13 protein-coding genes are annotated in these 16,859 nt (G+C 73.9%); 10 read left to right on the top strand and 3 right to left on the bottom strand.

All coding sequences use genetic code 11. From position 1 onward, the window contains the following. Positions 1–2: 2 nt before the first annotated feature. Positions 3–3,044, top strand: a complete 3,042-nt coding sequence (locus HEQ75_RS18390; protein ID WP_168033380.1) for a CHAT domain-containing protein — start codon at positions 3–5, stop codon at positions 3,042–3,044. A gap of 104 nt (positions 3,045–3,148) precedes the next feature. After that, on the top strand, positions 3,149–3,835 hold the full coding sequence (locus tag HEQ75_RS18395; protein ID WP_168033382.1) for an extensin-like domain-containing protein: 687 nt from the start codon (positions 3,149–3,151) through the stop codon (positions 3,833–3,835). A 2-nt stretch (positions 3,836–3,837) separates the two neighbouring features. Here HEQ75_RS18395 and HEQ75_RS18400 read toward each other — a convergent pair whose 3' ends face one another. Beyond that, positions 3,838–4,065 carry a hypothetical protein gene (locus tag HEQ75_RS18400; RefSeq protein WP_168033384.1) on the bottom strand — a complete coding sequence of 76 codons (228 nt, stop codon included), beginning with the start codon at positions 4,063–4,065 and terminating at the stop codon, positions 3,838–3,840. A gap of 14 nt (positions 4,066–4,079) precedes the next feature. After that, complete coding sequence (locus tag HEQ75_RS18405; protein ID WP_168033386.1) at positions 4,080–4,949, bottom strand: SDR family oxidoreductase; 870 nt, start codon at positions 4,947–4,949, stop codon at positions 4,080–4,082. A gap of 170 nt (positions 4,950–5,119) precedes the next feature. Here HEQ75_RS18405 and HEQ75_RS18410 point away from each other — a divergent pair, with 170 nt between their 5' ends. Genes HEQ75_RS18410 through HEQ75_RS18440 form a run of 7 tightly spaced genes read left to right on the top strand, consistent with a single transcriptional unit; the run spans position 5,120 to position 13,605 of the window. Beyond that, positions 5,120–5,611, top strand: coding sequence for a YciE/YciF ferroxidase family protein (locus HEQ75_RS18410; protein ID WP_168033388.1), 492 nt, complete (start codon positions 5,120–5,122; stop codon positions 5,609–5,611). Between the two features lie 19 nt (positions 5,612–5,630). Continuing rightward, entirely contained in the window at positions 5,631–6,539 is a 909-nt protein-coding gene (gene ku / locus HEQ75_RS18415) for a non-homologous end joining protein Ku (RefSeq protein ID WP_168033390.1), read from the top strand. Next, positions 6,539–9,070 (top strand): DNA ligase D, encoded by a 2,532-nt coding sequence (gene ligD, locus HEQ75_RS18420; RefSeq protein ID WP_168033392.1) that lies wholly within the window; start codon positions 6,539–6,541, stop codon positions 9,068–9,070. Before ku ends, ligD begins: the two co-directional genes overlap by 1 nt. Continuing rightward, on the top strand, positions 9,067–9,660 hold the full coding sequence (locus HEQ75_RS18425; protein WP_168033394.1) for a cytochrome c3 family protein: 594 nt from the start codon (positions 9,067–9,069) through the stop codon (positions 9,658–9,660). The genes ligD and HEQ75_RS18425 overlap by 4 nt, the downstream gene beginning before the upstream one ends. 56 nt (positions 9,661–9,716) lie before the next feature. After that, positions 9,717–10,694, top strand: a complete 978-nt coding sequence (coxB, locus tag HEQ75_RS18430) for a cytochrome c oxidase subunit II (RefSeq protein ID WP_168033396.1) — start codon at positions 9,717–9,719, stop codon at positions 10,692–10,694. Next, on the top strand, positions 10,691–13,219 hold the full coding sequence (locus HEQ75_RS18435) for a cbb3-type cytochrome c oxidase subunit I (RefSeq protein ID WP_328734352.1): 2,529 nt from the start codon (positions 10,691–10,693) through the stop codon (positions 13,217–13,219). The genes coxB and HEQ75_RS18435 overlap by 4 nt, the downstream gene beginning before the upstream one ends. Then, entirely contained in the window at positions 13,216–13,605 is a 390-nt protein-coding gene (locus HEQ75_RS18440; protein WP_168033398.1) for a hypothetical protein, read from the top strand. The genes HEQ75_RS18435 and HEQ75_RS18440 overlap by 4 nt, the downstream gene beginning before the upstream one ends. On the opposite strand, the gene HEQ75_RS18445 is transcribed toward HEQ75_RS18440, so the two are convergent. Next, positions 13,599–14,066, bottom strand: coding sequence for a c-type cytochrome (locus HEQ75_RS18445; RefSeq protein WP_168033400.1), 468 nt, complete (start codon positions 14,064–14,066; stop codon positions 13,599–13,601). The two genes, HEQ75_RS18440 and HEQ75_RS18445, sit on opposite strands and share 7 nt — an antisense overlap. Before the next feature lie 77 nt (positions 14,067–14,143). Here HEQ75_RS18445 and HEQ75_RS18450 point away from each other — a divergent pair, with 77 nt between their 5' ends. Further along, positions 14,144–16,837 carry a 4Fe-4S dicluster domain-containing protein gene (locus HEQ75_RS18450; RefSeq protein ID WP_168033402.1) on the top strand — a complete coding sequence of 898 codons (2,694 nt, stop codon included), beginning with the start codon at positions 14,144–14,146 and terminating at the stop codon, positions 16,835–16,837. Positions 16,838–16,859 lie beyond the last annotated feature (22 nt).

The raw sequence follows: 16,859 nt of genomic DNA on the forward strand, positions 1-16,859 counted from the left end.
CCATGGTCGTGCGCCGCCTCGCCTGGCTTGCGCTGCTGCTCGGCGCCGCCTGCACCAGCCCGCCGCCGGACGCCTATGTCGCCTCCAGCGGCATTGCCTCCGCCGCCGCCGCCCGCCCGGCCGGCGCGGATTCCCGCGGCGAGGCCTGCCTCAGCCAGGATGGCCGGCCGGTGGCGCTGGACTATCCCGTTTCACAGGCAACGGAGGCCTATTGCGGCGGCTATTCGCAGCCGGCCGCGCGGGTCTTCGCGCTGATCGGCCCGACCGATGACGCCGCCCTCGACCGCATCGCCGCGGGCGGCATCTGGCGCAGCTGGCTGGACCAGCGCCTGGCCTGCGGCGCGCCCCAGGCCACGCGGCTCGGCGATGGCAGCCGGGCGCTGGTGCTGGCCTGCACCCGCCGGCAGGGCGGCTGGCAGCATGTCGCCCTGGTGACGCAGGGCGCGGAAGGCCCGGTGCTGGCGGATGGCATTCCCACCGCGCTGGTGGTGATCGAGCGTCTGGCGCGCGGCATCGCCCCCGGCGGCCCCACCGCCGCGGCGCAGTCCGAGGCGCTGGAGCTGCAGACGGTGCGGCTGGCGGCGCGGGCCTTCGGGGCCGGCGACGTGCGCGACTACGAACAGGCGATGAACCTCGGCCAGCAATGGAACGCGGCGGAGAACCATGTGCGGGCGGAAGACGCCTATCGCGCCGCGCTCGCCATCCAGGAACGCGTGCTGGGCGCGGCGGATCCCAACACCGTGGGCGCCGTCGTCCACCTGGCGCTGAACCTGTCCAACCAGCAGCGGTTCCGGGAGGCGGAGGCGCTGTTCCTGCGCGCCGACGGCCTGGCGACCCGGGCCTCCGACCCCACGGCGCCGGCGCGGCTGGCGCATTACCGCGGCCTGCACGCGCTGAACCAGGGCCAGCATGAGGCGGCGCTGCGCCTGCTGACGCGGGCGGAGCAACTGTACCGGGTCGATGTGCCGCCCAGCCTGCTGAACACCGCCACGCGCGACGACTCCTTTGGCGCGGTGAGCCTTTCCAGCCCCATCGCGCAGACCGCGATCGTCGGGTTGGCGGAGGCCCAGCGCGGCCGCGCCACGGTGCTGGCGCGCTCCGGCGCGGGCCCGCAGGCGCTGGCGCTGCTGACCAGCGCCCGCGGCCTGCTGAGCCAGGTGGAGTACGATCCGGATGTGGTGGGCGGGCGGTCGCTCCGCACCGAGGCCGCGGTGCGCGACGCGGCACGCGACCCCGGCGGCGCCAGCGATCTGCTGGCGCGGGCGGCGGACCGCTTCGGGCTGGCCGCACCGGGGGAAAGGGCGCAGGCCCGCACGCTGTTCCTGCTGGGCCAGCGCCGTGCCGAGGCCGGCCAGACGGAAGCGGCGCTGGCCGCTTTCCGCAGCGGCGCCGAGATCCTGGCCCGCCGGCGCATCGCGCTGGAGACCGACCAGGTGCTGGCCTACCTGGATGCGCTGGGCGCGCAGATGGCCCGCCAGCCCGCCGCCGCGGCTTCCCTGCAGCGCGAGATGTTCGGCGCCGCGCAATATGCGCAGCGCGGCCAGACCAGCCGCTTCCTGGCGCAGGCCGCGGCGCGGCTGGCGACGGCGAGCGGCGATGGCCGCGTGGCGGATGCGGTGCGCCGCCTGCAGGATGCGGAGCGGGAACTGCGCGCCCTGTTCGCGGAACGCGATGCCATCGGCGCCGCCGGCCCCACCGTGCTGGCGGAACTGGACGCACGCATCGACGCGCAGCAGCGGGCGCGGGAGGAGGCCGAGAGCGAGGTCGCGGCCGCCGCCCCCGCCTATCGCCAGCTGCTGCTGACCGCCGCCAGCCCGGACGACGTGGCCCGCGTGCTGCGGCCGAAGGAGGTGCTGGTGCAGATCCTGCTCGGCCCGCGCTTCGGCTTCGTGCTGGCGGTGCAGGCGGACGGCGCCGTGCAGGCGCGCAAGCTGGATCTGGGCGAGGCGGCCGCCGCGGCGCTGGTGGCCCGAATCCGCCGGCCGATGGACCAGGGCGGCGCCGGTGACTTCGACACGGCGGCGGCGCATGCCCTGTACCAGGGGCTGCTGGCGCCGGTGGCCCCGGCCCTGGCTGGGGCGGAGCGGCTGGTGGTTGTGCCGGATGGCCCGCTGCTGTCCATCCCCTTCGGCGTGCTGCTGACCGGCCCGGCGGAGCCCGGCGCGCTGCGCAGCGCCCCCTGGCTGCTGCGCCAGGCGGCGATCGTGCATGCCACCTCCCCCCAGGCGCTGGTGACGCTGCGCAATGGCGCGCCGGCTTCCACCGCGCCGCGCCCCTATATCGGCTTCGGCGACTTCAACCCGCCCACCCCGGCGCAGCTGGCGCGCAGCTTCCCGGGCGATCGGTGTGCGGAGGATGCGCGGCTGGCCGAAGGGCTCGGCCGCCTGCCCGGCACCCGGGCGGAGGTGGAGGCGACGGCGCGCTTCCTGAACCAGGGCCGCGAGGCCAGCATCTTCGGCGCGGATTTCACCGCCGCCGCGCTGCGCCGCGCCGATCTCGGCCAGCACCGCATCATCCACCTGGCCACCCATGCGCTGCTGCCCGGGGAGCTGAGCTGCGTGCAGGAGCCCTCCGTGGTGGTGTCGCCGCCGCCGGGCGCGGCCAATGCCGATGCGGCGCTGCTGCGGGCGAGCGAGGTGCTGACGCTGCGCCTGGATGCCGACCTCGTCATCCTCTCCGCCTGCAACACCGCGGGGCCGGCCACCGGCGTGGACGGGGCGATCGGCGGGGCGGGCGAAGCGCTGTCCGGCCTGGCGCGGTCCTTCTTCTTCGCCGGCGCCCGCGGCCTGCTGGTGACGCATTGGCCGGTGGATGACCGCGCCGCGGCCTTCACGGTCGCCTACATGATGCGCCAGCAGGAAGCCTCCCGCGATTCGGCTGCCGCGCTGCGCGATGCGCAGCTGGTGCTGATCCAGGAAGCCGGGGCCAGCCTGGCGCCGGACTTCGCCCATCCCTTCTACTGGGCGGGCTTCGCGATGATCGGCGATGGCCGGCTGCCCGGGCCGCAGCGCGTGGCGGGCGCCGGCGCGGCCATCGGCGGCTGAGCCTGGGCGGCCTTGCGGCCTGACGGGGCCGTGACCGGCGCGGCGCTTGTGCCGCGCCGCGCCGGGGCGACATGCGGGCGATGACCGCGGTACCCGCCTGAGCCTTGCGCCGGCTGCTTTGGATCCTGGCGCTGGCGCTGCTGGCCGGACTTGGCTGGCTCGGTGAGCGTCACCTGCCGCCGGCCTGGGACCCGCGCCAGCCGCTGGACCTGGCCGCCCCCACCAACCTCGTCACGCCTTGGAAGCTGCGCCGTCTGGCGTCGCGGCCGGAGGCCTGCTTCGCGGCGCTGGCCACTGCCGGGCCGCCGCTGCGCCGGGTGGCCGACCAGCCTTCCGAGGTGGGCTGCGCGCTGCGCGATGCAGTGGTGCTGCGCGGCGGCGCGGCGCTGTCCCCCGCCGGTCCGGTCGCCACCTGCCGGCTGGCCGTGGGCTGGCTGCTGTTCGAGCGCCAGGTGATGCAGCCGGCGGCACGGCGGCACCTGGGCAGCGAGGTCGCCGCCGTGCGGCATTTGGGCACGCGGGCCTGCCGCAACGTGAACCACGCGGCCAGCGGCCGGCGCAGCCAGCACGCCACGGCGAACGCCATCGACATCGCCGGCTTCACCCTGCGGGACGGGCGGCAGGTGACGCTGCTGCGGGACTGGGATGGGCCGGCGGCGCAGGCGGACTTCCTGCGCGCCCTGCGCGACGGCGCCTGCCGCTGGTTCGGCGCCGTGCTCGGCCCGGACTACAACGCCGCGCACCGGGATCATTTTCACTTCGACATGGGGCGCTGGAGCGCCTGCCGGTAGCCTCAGGAATCGCCGGCCCATTTCCGGCCAGCGCCGGCGCCGCCGCGGGCTTCGGGCGCCAGAGCCTCGGTCTCCGTCGTCTCCGTCTTGTGGCGGATGCGCTTGCCGCCTTCCGTGCCGCCGATATCCGGGCGCTTGTCCGCGCCCCCTTCCTTCGCCGTGCCGGCGGGAATGCCGGCGCCGCTGCTGCCCTGGTGGATCGGCGGGCGGGTCTTCGGGCGTTCGGCCATGCGGGGTTTCTCCTTCACCCGTTCACCACGGTGCCGCCATTGGGGTGCAGGATCTGGCCGGTCATGTAGGCGCTATCCTGCTCCGCGGCGAGGAAGAGGTAGGCGGGCGCGACTTCGTCCGGTTGGCCGGCGCGGCCCATGGTGCTGCTGGCGCCGTGTTCCGCCGTGCGCTCCTCGTCGAAGGAGGCGGGGATGAGCGGCGTCCAGATCGGCCCCGGCGCCACGCCGTTCACCCGGATGCGGCGCTGCTTCCACAGCGCCTGCGACAGGCTGCGGGTGAAGCCGACGATGGCGCCCTTGGTGGAGGCATAGTCCACCAGCGGCGCGCTGCCGCGATAGGCGGTGATGGAGGTGGTGTTGATGATGCACGCGCCATCCGGCATGTAGGCCAGCGCCGCCTTGGTCAGCCAGAACATGCCGAGGATGTTGGTGCGGAAGGTGCGCTCCACCTGCGCTTCCGGGATCTCGGCGAAGTCCTGGCAGGGGTGCTGTTCCGCCGCGTTGTTCACCAGGATGTCGATGCGCCCGCCCAGCGCCCGCGCCGCCTGCGCCGCGGCGTCCCGGCAGAAGGCGGCGTCGCCGATGTCACCGGCCAAGCTGGTGCCGCGGCGGCCCGCCTGCTCGATGTGGCGGACCGTCTCCGCCGCATCCTCCGCCTCCTCGCTCTTGTGCAGGATGACGACGTCGGCGCCCTCCCGGGCGAAGCCAATGGCCACCGCCCGGCCGATGCCGCTGTCACCGCCGCTGATCAGCGCGGTGCGGCCGGCGAGCTTCCCGGCGGCACGCCAATTCTCCATGTGCGATCGCGGGCGCGGATCCATCGCGGCCTCGGAGCCGGGTTGGTGCGACTGGTGCTGCGGCGGTTGCAGGGTCTCGTTGGGCATGATGCGGCCCTTCCGTGCGATGTGCAGCCTGAACCGGCGAGCGATGCCGCGGTTCCTTGCCGGCGCGATGGCGGAATCTTCGGCCTGCGTCAGAAACCCGGCCGCCTTCCCGCGGTTCACCTGCAGCGGCGGGGCCGAAGCATGTCGGCCGCCCCGGCGGGAGAGCGACGATGAAGACGATGGACGACCTGTTCCTGATGACGCTCAAGGACATTTACTACGCGGAGCGGCAGATCCTGAAGGCGCTGCCGAAGATGGCGCGCGCCGCGCAGAGCGAGGAGCTGAAGGCCGCCTTCAAGGAACACAAGGACCAGACGGAAGGCCAGGTGGAGCGGCTGCAGGAGGTGTTCCAGCACCTCGGCAAGCGCGCCGCCGGCCAGACCTGTGAGGCGATCCAGGGCCTGATCCAGGAATGCGAGGAATTGCTGGAGGAGGCGCCGGAGCCGTCCGCCGTGCGCGACGCCGGGCTGGTCGCCAGCGGCCAGGCCATCGAGCATTACGAGATGGCGCGCTACGGCACGCTGCTGGCCTGGGCCGAGGCGCAGAAGAAGCCGGAGATCGCCAGCCTGCTGAAGCAGACGCTGGAGGAGGAGAAGGCGGCCGACAAGAAGCTGACGCAGGTGGCGGTGAAGTCCATCCACAAGCAGGCCCTGGCGGCCTGAGGCAGGGGGCGGCACGGCGATGGCGGCACGCCCGACCTGGGAAGGGCATCTGCGGCTGTCGCTGGTCGCCTGCCCCGTCTCGCTCTATCCGGCGACGACCTCGGCCCATGATGTGCGCTTCCACCTCATCAACCCGGCCACCGGCAACCGCATCCGCACCCGCACCTTCGATGCCGAGGGCGGGGCGGTCGAGCGGCGGGAGCTGGTGAAGGGCTATGAGGTGGAGAAGGACGAATACATCCTGCTGACGGATGAGGAGATCAGATCCGTCCGGCTGGAATCGACGCGCACCATCGACATCGAGCGCTTCGTGGATGCGGCGGCGATCGACCGCATCTGGTGGAACGACCCCTACTACCTGGTGCCGGACGGCAAGGCGGGCGTGGACGCCTTCGTGGTGATCCGCGCCGCCATGGAAGGCGCGGCGAAGGTGGCGCTGGCCCGTGTGGTGATGGGCACGCGGGAGCGTGTGGTGGCGATCGAGCCGCGCGGCCAGGGCATGCTGCTGACCACGCTGCGCACACATGACGAGGTGCGCGACCAGGCCGGCTATTTCGACGAGATCCCGGCCCGCAAGCCGGATGCCGGGATGATCGACATCGCCGAGCGCATCATCGCGCAGAAGGCCGGCCCCTTCGATCCGGGCGATTTCAACGACCGCTACGAGGAAGCGCTGCGCGCGCTGATCGAGAGCAAGCGCGATGGCGGCGGCGGTGGCACCAAGGCGCCGCCGCCGCGCGAGGACAACGTGATCGACCTGATGGAAGCGCTGCGGCGCAGCCTGGAGGGCGCCCCTGCCGAGGCACCGAAGCGGGTGGCGGCGAAGGCCGCGAAGCCGAAGGGCAAGCCCGCGGCGGCGCCGAAGCCGGCGCCGAAATCCGGGGGGAACGCCAAGGCGCCAGCACGCAAGCGCGCCGCGGCGCGGTGATGCCGGCGCCGGATACGCTGGCGCGCTACCGGGCGAAGCGCGATTTCGCGCGCACGCCCGAGCCGCAGGGCGCCCCCGGCGCGGCACAGGACCGGCTGCGCTTCATCGTCCATCGCCACGACGCACGGCGCCTGCACTACGACCTGCGGCTGGAATGGGGCGGTGTGCTGAAATCCTGGGCCGTGACGCGCGGGCCCTCGCTGGACCCTGCCGACAAGCGCCTGGCCGTCGAGGTGGAGGACCATCCGCTGGACTACGGCGCCTTCGAGGGCACCATTCCCAAGCCGGATTACGGCGGCGGCACCGTGCAGATCTTCGACCGCGGCGCCTGGGCGCCGCTGGACCCGGATGGCGTTGAGGCGGACCTGGCGAAGGGCGAGCTGAAATTCGTGCTCGCCGGGGAAAGGCTGAAGGGCGGCTTCGTGCTGGTGCGGATGAAGCCGCGCGGCGGCAAGGCGGAGACGCGGAACAACTGGCTGCTGATCAAGGAGAGGGACAGCATGGCGACGCCCGGCGCAGGCGATGCCGTGCTGCGCTCTGCCACCAGCGTCGCCAGTGGCCGCACCCTGGCGGAGATCGCCGCCGGCAAGCCCGCGGACAGGCCCGCCCCCAGACCGGCCGCCAGGCGCAAGGCGCCACCGAAGCCGGCGGCGCCGATGCCGGATTTCGTCGAGCCGCAGCTCTGCCGGCTGGTGGAAACCCCGCCGCGCGGCGAGGGCTGGCTGCACGAGATCAAGATCGACGGCTACCGCCTGCAACTGCGCATCGCCGGCGGCAGGGTGACGCTGCGCACTCGCAACGGGCTGGACTGGACCAGGCGCTTCCCGGCCATCGCCACGGCCGCCGCGGGGCTGCCCGATGCGCTGGTGGATGGCGAGGCGGCGGCGCTGGACGCGGCGGGGCAGCCGGATTTCCCGACGCTGCAGGCCGTGCTGGCCGGCGAGGCACGGGCGCCGCTGGTCTTCTACGCCTTCGACCTGCTGCATGACGGCCTGCGCGACCTGCGCGGCCTGCCGCTGGAAGCGCGCAAGCTGGCGCTGCTCGCCCTGCTGCCGAAGCCTGGCCCCGTGCTGCGCTACCTGGAGCATTTCCCGGCCCCGGGCGAGGCGGTGCTGGCTTCCGCCTGCCAGCTGGCGATGGAGGGTATCGTCTCCAAGCGGCGCGACGCCCTCTATGCCTCCGGGCGCGGCGAGGCCTGGGTGAAGGCCAAGTGCCGCGGCCGGGACGAGGTGCTGGTCGGCGGCTTCAGCCGCGGCGCGCGTGGCGATGGCCTGGGCGCGCTGCTGGTCGGCGCCAGGCGGGCGGGGCGGCTGGTCTATCTCGGCCGCGTCGGCACCGGCTTCGGCGCGGTGCGCGCGGCGGGGCTGCTGCGCCGGCTGGAGGGGCTGGACCGCCGGACCTCGCCCTTCATCGGCGCCCAGCCGGCGAAGACCAGCGACGTGGTGTGGGTGAAGCCGGTGCTGGTGGCGGAGGTGGCGCATGGCGGCTTCACGGAGGATGGGCTGCTGCGCCATGCCAGCTACCAGGGCCTGCGGGAGGACAAGCCCGCCGCCGAGGTGACGCCGCCGCCGGAACCCGCGCCCGCGCCGGAGGACCCGCCCGCGGCGCCCCGCCGGACCAGGCCCCGCGCCAAGGGGCCGCCGGGGATGAGCCACCCCGACCGTGTCCTGTGGCCGGCCACGGCGACCACGCCCGCCGTCACCAAGGCGGACCTCGCCGCCTACTACCACCGGTATGCGGACCGCCTCCTGGCGCAGATCGCCGGCCGCCCGATTTCCCTGCTGCGGGCGCCGGATGGCATCGGCGGCGGGCTGTTCTTCCAGCGCCATGCGATGCGGGGCCAGTCGCCACTGATCGGCGCGGTGCCGGTGGAGGGCCAGGCCAGGCCCTATATGCGGGTGGACGATGCCGCCGGCCTGGCGGCGCTGGCGCAGGTCTCGGCGGTGGAGTTGCACCCCTGGGGGGCGCTGGCCGATGCGCCCGGCGTGCCGGACCGCCTCGTCTTCGACCTGGACCCGGCGGAGGGTCTCGGCTTCGACCGGGTGCTGGAAGGCGCGCTGGAACTGCGCCGGCGCCTGTCCGCGCTGGGCCTCGCGCCCTTCGCCCGCGTCACCGGCGGCAAGGGGCTGCATGTGGTGGTGAAGCTGGCGGCGCCGCGGCGCGGGCCGGCGCCGAACTGGCCCGACGCCAAGGGCTTCGCCCGGCTGGTCTGCGCGCTGATGGAGCGCGACGCGCCGGATCGTTACACCACCACGCTGGCCAGGAAGGCGCGCACCGGGCGCATCTTCCTGGACTATCTGCGCAACGACCGGCTTTCGACGGCGATCGCCGCCTGGTCGCCGCGCGCGCGGCCCGGCGCCCCGGTGGCGCGGCCGATCCCCTGGTCGGCGGTGAAGCCGGGCCTCGACCCCGCCGGCTGGAGGCTGCCGGCGCTGCTGGAAGGCCGCCTGCCGGCCGACCCCTGGGCGGGTTTCGAGGCCTCCGGCGCCTGCCTGCGGGACGCCATGGCGAAGCTGGCCCGGCAGGGATGACCCAGCTTTTCCCGCCCGGTACCGATGCCCGGCTGCGCGGCCTGGCGCTGGTCGGCGCCGCGGTGCTGGTGCTTGCCGGCACCTTCGCCTTTGCCTGGGCGCGATCCGATGGCGCCTGGCGCCTCGGCGTGCCGGCGCCGCAGCCGATCCCGTTCAGCCATGCGATCCATGCCGGCGGACTCGGCCTGGATTGCCGCTTCTGCCATGCGGGGGTGGAGCGCGGGGCGGAGGCGGGGATGCCGACGGCGGAGACCTGCCTCGGCTGCCATGCGCAGGTGTGGAACGTCTCCGCCCAGTTGCAGCCGCTGCACACGGCGCTGGCGCTGGATGTCCCGGTGGCCTGGGCCTCGGTCCACCGGCTGCCGGGGCATGTGCGCTTCGCCCATGCCCCGCATCTCGGCGCCGGGCTGGATTGCGCCACCTGCCATGGCGCGGTCGCCAGCATGCCGCGCACGGTGAAGGCGGAAACGCTGTCCATGGGCTTCTGCCTGGACTGCCACCGCGAAGCCCAGCCCGCGCGGGCGGCGCGCCATGCCCACCAGGGCATCCCCATGCCACCGCTGGCCGATTGCTCGACCTGCCATCGCTGAGGATGGGAACCGCGTCGGGCACGTCGCGTTCAGCGCCGGGTTGCGGGGGATTGATCATGCAGGGAGCCGGCCTTGCGCTGCTGCTGTTGTTGCTCGGCGCCTGCAGCGGCGTGCAGACGCCACTCGACCCGATGGGCGAACAGGCGGGGCGCATCGCGCTGATCAGCTGGGTGCTGTTCATCGGCGGCACGGTGATCTTCCTGCTGGTGATGGGCCTGCTGAGCTTCGCGCTGCTGGCCCCGGCGCGGGTGCGGGCGGCCATGGCCTCCCGCCGCTTCGTCATCGGTGGCGGCATCCTGTTCCCCGCGGTCACGCTGGTGGTGCTGCTGGCCTGGTCGCTCGGCATCTCCCGCGCCCTGGTGCTGCCGGGGGCGGAGGCGCCCCTGCGCATCGAGGTGATCGGCCGGCAATTCTGGTGGGAGGTGCGCTACCCCGATTCCGGGGAGGGCGCCGTGACCGCCAACGAGATCCACCTTCCGGTGGGGCGGGAGGTGGAGCTGCACCTGTCCTCCGGCGATGTCATCCACAGCCTGTGGCTGCCGAACCTGCACGGCAAGATGGACATGATCCCCGGCCGGGTGAACGTGCAGCGCCTGCGCGCCGATGGGCCCGCCGTGCTGCGCGGGCAATGCACCGAATTCTGCGGCGTGCAGCACAGCCTGATGGCGTTCTGGGCCGTGGCGGTGCCGGAGGCGGAATTCGAGGCCTGGCTGCTGCGCCAGCGCACCCCGGTGGCGCCGCCGGCGACGCCGGAACTGGCCCACGGCATGGCGGTGTTCGGCGAGGCCGGCTGCGGCGCCTGCCACACGGTGCGCGGCACCGAGTGGCAGGGCAGGCTGGGGCCGGACCTGTCGCGCGTCGGCTCCCGCCTCTCGCTCGCGGCCGGGGTGCTGGACAATCATCGCGGCACGCTGGCCGGCTGGATCGCCGGCGCGCAGGACATCAAGCCCGGCAATGCCATGCCGGCCTATGGCCGGACGCTGGACGGACCGGAACTGCTCGCGCTCGCCGCCTGGCTGGAGTCCCTGAAGTGAGCGTGACGCCGAACGCCCTGCCCCGCCCGGAAGGGGAGTTGGAGGCGCTGCGCGCCGTCTGGCGCCAGCCGCCGGGCTGGCGGGCCGTGAGCGAGGTGAACAACGGGCTGGTCGGGCCGCTGTTCGTCGCCACCGCGCTGCTGTTCTTCCTGCTCGCCGGGCTGCTGGGCCTGGTGATCCGCGCCCAGCTGGCCTTCCCCGGCCTGCAGATCGTCGATGCCGCCACCTACAACCAGGTCTTCACCATGCACGGCACGGTGATGATGTTCCTGTTCGCCGTGCCGGCGGTGGAAGCGGTGGCGGTGGCGCTGCTGCCGGCGATGCTGGGGGCGCGGGAGCTGCCGTTTCCGCGGCTCGGCGCCTTCTCCTTCCTGATCTACCTGGTGGGCGGGCTGATCTTCTACGCCGGCATCTTCTTCGGCATCGCCCCCGATGGCGGCTGGTTCATGTACCCGCCGCTGACCGGCAAGGCCTACTCGCCCGGCATCAACACCGACATGTACCTGCTGGGCATCGGCTTCATCGAGATCAGCGCCATCGCCGGCGCCATCGAGCTGATCGTCGGCGTGCTGCGCTGCCGCGCGCCGGGCATGACGCTGGGGCGGATGCCGATCTATGGCTGGGCCATCCTGGTCTTCGGGACGATGGTGATCTTCGCCTTCCCCGCCGTCATCGTCGCCTCCACCCTGCTGGAGCTGGAACGCGCCTTCGACTGGCCCTTCTTCCTGCCGGAACGCGGCGGCGACCCGCTGCTGTGGCAGCACCTGTTCTGGTTCTTCGGCCATCCGGAGGTCTACGTCATCTTCCTGCCGGCCGCCGGCATGGTCTCGATGATCGTGCCGACCATGGCGCGCGCGAAGCTGGTCGGGCACGCGCTGGTGGTGGTGGCGCTGGTCGGCACCGGCTTCCTCAGCTTCGGGCTGTGGGTGCATCACATGTACACCACGGGCATTCCGCCGCTGTCGCTGTCCTTCTTCGCCGCCGCGGGCTTCGCCGTCTCCATCCCCTCCGGCCTTCAGGTCTTCGCCTGGATCGCCACCTTCGCCAGCGCTCCGGGGCGCATCCGCTTCCACACGCCGGCGCTTTTCGTGCTGGGCTTCCTGTTCATCTTCACCATGGGCGGGCTGACCGGCGTCATGGTCTCCGTCACCCCCTTCGACTGGCAGGCGCACGACACCTACTTCGTGGTGGCGCATCTGCACTACGTGCTGATCGGCGGCATGGTCTTCCCGCTGTTCGCGGCGCTGTACTACTGGGCGCCCACGGTCGGCACCGCGCTGTCGGAACGGCTGGGCAGGACCGCCTTCTGGCTGCTGTTCCTCGGCACGAACCTGACCTTCTTCCCCATGCACATCAGCGGCTTCCTCGGCATGCCGCGACGCATCTACACCTACCCCACCGGCTTCGGGCTGGAGCTGTGGAACCTGCTGTCCAGCCTGGGTGCGGCGATGTTCGCCGCCGGGGCGGCGGTGCTGCTGTTCGACGTGGCGAAGAACTTCCGCATGGGCAACCAGGAGGATCCGCAGCCCAACCCCTGGGATGCCGGCACGCTGGAATGGGTGAAGGGCCCGGCCTACGGGCTGCGCAGCATCCCCCTGGTGTCGGATCGCTACCCGCTCTGGTCCAACCCGGCCCTGAAGCGGGAGATCGAGGCCGGCGCGCATTTCCTGCCCTTCGCCGCAACCGGGCGGCGGGAGGCGCTGGTGACCAGCACGGCGGAGGCGACGCCGCTCTACATCGCCTATGTCTCCGGCCCCGGCTGGTGGCATGTGCTGGCGGCGGTGGGCACCGCCTTCTTCTTCCTGTCGCTGGTCGCGCCGCTGCCGATCCCGGCGGTGCTGTTCGGGCTGCTGGCGCTGGTGGGCTTCATCGGCTGGCTCTGGACCGGATCGGACCACGGGCCGGTGGGGCCGGAGCGCGTGGATATCGGCGGCGGCATCGTGCTGCCGACCCATGCGACGGGGCCGGTCACCACCTCCTGGTGGGCCATGGTCTGCCTGATGCTGGTCAGCGGCACGGCCTATGCCTGCCTGCTCGGCAGCTATCTGTTCCTGTGGCTGGTGAATGGCGACGGCATGTGGCCCCCGCCGGGGCAGTGCGTGCCGGTGGCGGGCTGGGGGCTGGGGGCCTTGGTGCTGTATGGCGCGGCGGCGCTGGCCATGACCTGCGTCGGCCGGTGGCTGGGGGATGGAAGCGGCCGGGCGCACCGGCTGGCGCTGCTGGCCGCCATGGCGCTGCTGGTGGCCGGGCTGGCGGCGGATGGCTGGGCGCTGTGGCAGGGGCCGGTACGGCCGACGCTGCACGCCTATGGCGCCAGCGCCTGGGCGATCTTCGCCTGGCAGGGTTTCCACGGCGCGGTGGCGCTGCTGATGGGCGGCTACACCCTGGCGCGTAGCCTGACCGGCCGGCTCGGCGGGCAGCGCCGGCTGACGCTCGACAACACCCGGCTGTTCTGGCTGTACACCACGGGGCAGGGCAGCCTGGGCCTGCTGCTGCTGCATGGTTTCCCGAGGCTGCTCGGATGAGCCCCTTGCACCCTGTCTCATCCCCCCGGCCGGCCTATGCCGTGCTGGCCAGCGCCGGCGGCCTGGTGCTGTGGGCGCTGCACTTTACCGCCCTCTACGCCATCAACGCCTTCGCCTGCGAACGTGGCTACGAGCAGGCGCTGCTGTTCGGCCTGCCCTGGGTGCCGACGATGGTTGGGCTGGCCACCATCGCCATCCTGCTGCCGCTCGGCCTGCTGCTGGGGTGGTCCCTGGCCGGCCTCGGCGGCCCGGTGGCGGAGGGTGGGGAGGCGGAGCCGCGCTTCACCCGCTGGTTCGCCGCCGCCGCCGCCGCCTATGCGCTGCTTGCCGTGCTGTTCCAGGCGGCGCCGGCGTTGCTGATGCCGGCCTGCGGGGTGGGCTACTGAGGCGCCCCGGGCCGCAACTGGGGCCGCAGCCGGGGGCCGGGCAGGGTGCCGGCCTCGCCCGGTGCCAGCGGCTGGCCCGCCGGCACCGCCTGCGCCGCGCCCAGCGTGTAGAGATAGGCCGCGGCATCGCGCGCCTCCGCCTCGCCCAGGCCCAGATTGGGCATGGCGGAACCGGGGGAGGTCGCCTGCGGGTTGCGCAGGAAGGCCACCAGATGTTCCGGCGCGTTCGGCACGCGCCCGGCCAGCACGCCGCGGCGCGCCCATTCGATCAGCGGCGGCCCGACCCAGGACACGGCGCCGGGAATGCCGGGGATGACATGGCAGGCGCCGCAGCCATGGGCGGCGATCACCTGGGCGCCACGCGCCGCATCGCCGCCGGCGATGCGCAGCGCCGCGGGAGGCTCGGCCGCATCGCAGGCGCCGAGAAGCAGAAGGGTCAGGCCGGCGGCGCGCAGGATCATGCCCCTGGAACGCCGAAAGGCCCGACGTGGTTGCAGACCGGGGAACCATCGTGGCGCTGCGGCGTAGCCGCAACGGAATGACCGCGCCCGATCCCCTGCCGCCGCCCGATCGCCGCAGCCTGCTGCGCGCCGCCGGGGCCTCGCTTGCCTTGGCCGCCGCCGCCGGCTGCGACGACCCGCAGGAATTCGGTGCGCCGCTGCATGCCCGGCCGCGCGGCGTGTCCGCGGACTCCGCCAGCTACGCCACGGTGCTGGACCTGGATGGTCTCGGGCGCGGCGTGCTGGCGCGCACGCTGGGCGGCCATGCCATCAAGCTGGAGGGCAATCCACGCCATCCGGCCAGTCTTGGCGCCACCGACGTGTTCCTCGAATCCGCGGTGCTGGCGCTGCACGACCCCGCGCGCTCCCGCCACCTTCGCCGGCAGGGGCGGGCGCTGCGCGACGCCGCTGAATTCGAGACCTGGCTGGCGGCGCAGCAGGCGGCGCTGGATCTGAGGGGCGGGGAGGGCCTTCGCCTGCTGACCGGCCCCGTCGCCTCGCCCACCACGCGCCGGCTGATCGCGGCGCTGCTGGCGCGCTGGCCGGCGGCGCGCTGGCATGTGCAGGCGCCGATGGAAGATCCGGCGGCGGCGGCGGGCGCGATGCTGGCCTTCGGCCGGCCGGTGGTGGCCCTGCCGGCGCTTTCCCGCGCCACCTGCGTGCTGGCGCTGGGCGCCGATCCGCTCGGCCCCGGCCCGGCGCAATTGGCGCAGGCGCGCGGCTGGGCCGCGGCGCGGGCGGCCGGGCGTGAAGCGGGGCGGATGCCGGCACTGATCGTGGCGGAATCGACGCCGAGCCTGACCGGCGCCAAGGCCGATCGCCGCCTGACCCTGCCGCCGGCGGGGATCGAGGCGCTGGGCCGCGCCGTGGCCGCCGCATTCGGCCTCGGCCCCGCCGCCGCGCATCCGGAGGCGGCACCGATCGCCGCCGCCTTGCGCGCCGCCGGGCCGGGCGCGCTGGTGCTGGCAGGGCGCGGCCAGCCGGAGGCGGTGCACGCCCTGGCGCATTGGCTGAACGCGCGCCTCGGCGCGCCGGTGCGGCTGGTGCCGGACCCGCTGGCGGCGCCCGCCGGCACGCTGGCCGGGCTGCTGGCGCAGGCGGAGGCGGTGACGCATCTGCTGATCCTGGACGCGAACCCGGCCTATGACGCGCCGGCCGGGCTCGACATCGCCGGGCTGCTGCGCCGCGTGCCGCACAGCCTGCATGCGGGGGTCCAGGTGGATGAGACGGCGCTGGCCTGTGGCTGGCACCTGCCGTTGCGCCACCCGCTGGAATGCTGGGGCGACAGCCGCGCCTTCGACGGCACCGCCGCGCTGCGCCAGCCCGCCACGGTGCCGCTGGTGGAAGCCGCCATCGCGCCCGATGCGCTGCTCGCCCGCCTGGCCGGGGAGGCGGCGGATGGCGCCGCGCCGGTGCAGGCCACCTGGCGGGCGGCATGGGGCGCGGATTTCGAAGCGCGCTGGCTGCAGGCGCTGGAGGCGGGGCTGATCGCCGACAGCGCGCCGGCGCCGCTGGCCATCGCGCCGCGTGCCGACGTCGCCCTGCCGCCCCCCGCGCCGGCGGCCAGGGGGCTCGTGGCGGTCTTCGCGCCCGATGCGACTCTGTGGGATGGCCGCTTCGCCACGGAGGCCTGGCTGCACGAATTGCCACGCCCGCTCGGCGGCGTGATGTGGGGCCAGGCGGTGCTGCTGGCGCCGCGCGATGCCGCCGCGCTCGGCGTGGCGGATGGCGCGGTGCTGGAACTGACCCTGGCGGGCCGCCGGCTGCACGCACCCGTGCTGGTCACGCCCGGCCAGGCACCGGGGGTGGTGACGCTGCCGCTCGGCGGTGGCAGGCAGGTGGCGGGGGGCATGCCGGGTGGCATCGGCTTCGATGCCTACAGCCTCCGCCCCGCCGCCGCGCCCTGGGTCGCCCCCGGCCTGGCGCTGCGCCCGACCGGCGCGGCGCAGGCGCTGGTCGGCCACCTGCCGGAACGCGCCCTGGCGGAGGCCACGCCGCGGGTGCGGCGCGTCGCGGCCGGGGAGGCGATCCCGCCCCTGCCAACGCCGCGCTCGCTGTACGAGCCCTGGCGGTATCCCGGCCGCGCCTGGGGCATGGCAATCGACCTGGACACCTGCATCGGCTGCAATGCCTGCGTGCTCGCCTGCCAGGCGGAGAACAACACGCCGGTGGTAGGGCCGGAGGAAGCGGCGATGGGCCGCACCATGCACTGGCTGCGCGTGGACCGGGTGGAATCCGGCCCGCCGGAGGACCGCTCGGTGGATTTCCAGCCCGTGCCCTGCATGCATTGCGAGAAGGCGCCCTGCGAGGTGGTCTGCCCGGTGAACGCCACGGTGCATGATGCGGAGGGGCTGAACCTGATGGTCTATCCGCGCTGCATCGGCACGCGCACCTGTTCCAACAACTGCCCCTACAAGGTGCGACGCTTCAACTGGGCGGGCTATGCGCGGCAGGCCGGCGCGGTGCCGGTGCGCAACCCGGCGGTGCCGCTGCGCCCGCGCGGCGTGATCGAGAAATGCACCTACTGCCAGCACCGCATCAAGGCGGCCGGGGAGGGTGTGGCCGAGACCGCCTGCCAGCGCGCCTGCCCGACGCGCGCCATCCATTTCGGCGACATCAACGACCCTGACAGCGCCGTGGCGCGGGCGAAGCGGGAGGGCCGCAGCTACGCGCTGCTGGGCGAACTCGATACCCGCCCGCGCACCACCTACCTGGCGCGGATCGGCGCGTGAGCGCGCCGGCGCGAGAAGGCCA

Source organism: Falsiroseomonas selenitidurans (assembly GCF_012103215.1).
Taxonomy (GTDB): Bacteria; Pseudomonadota; Alphaproteobacteria; order Acetobacterales; family Acetobacteraceae; genus Falsiroseomonas; species Falsiroseomonas selenitidurans.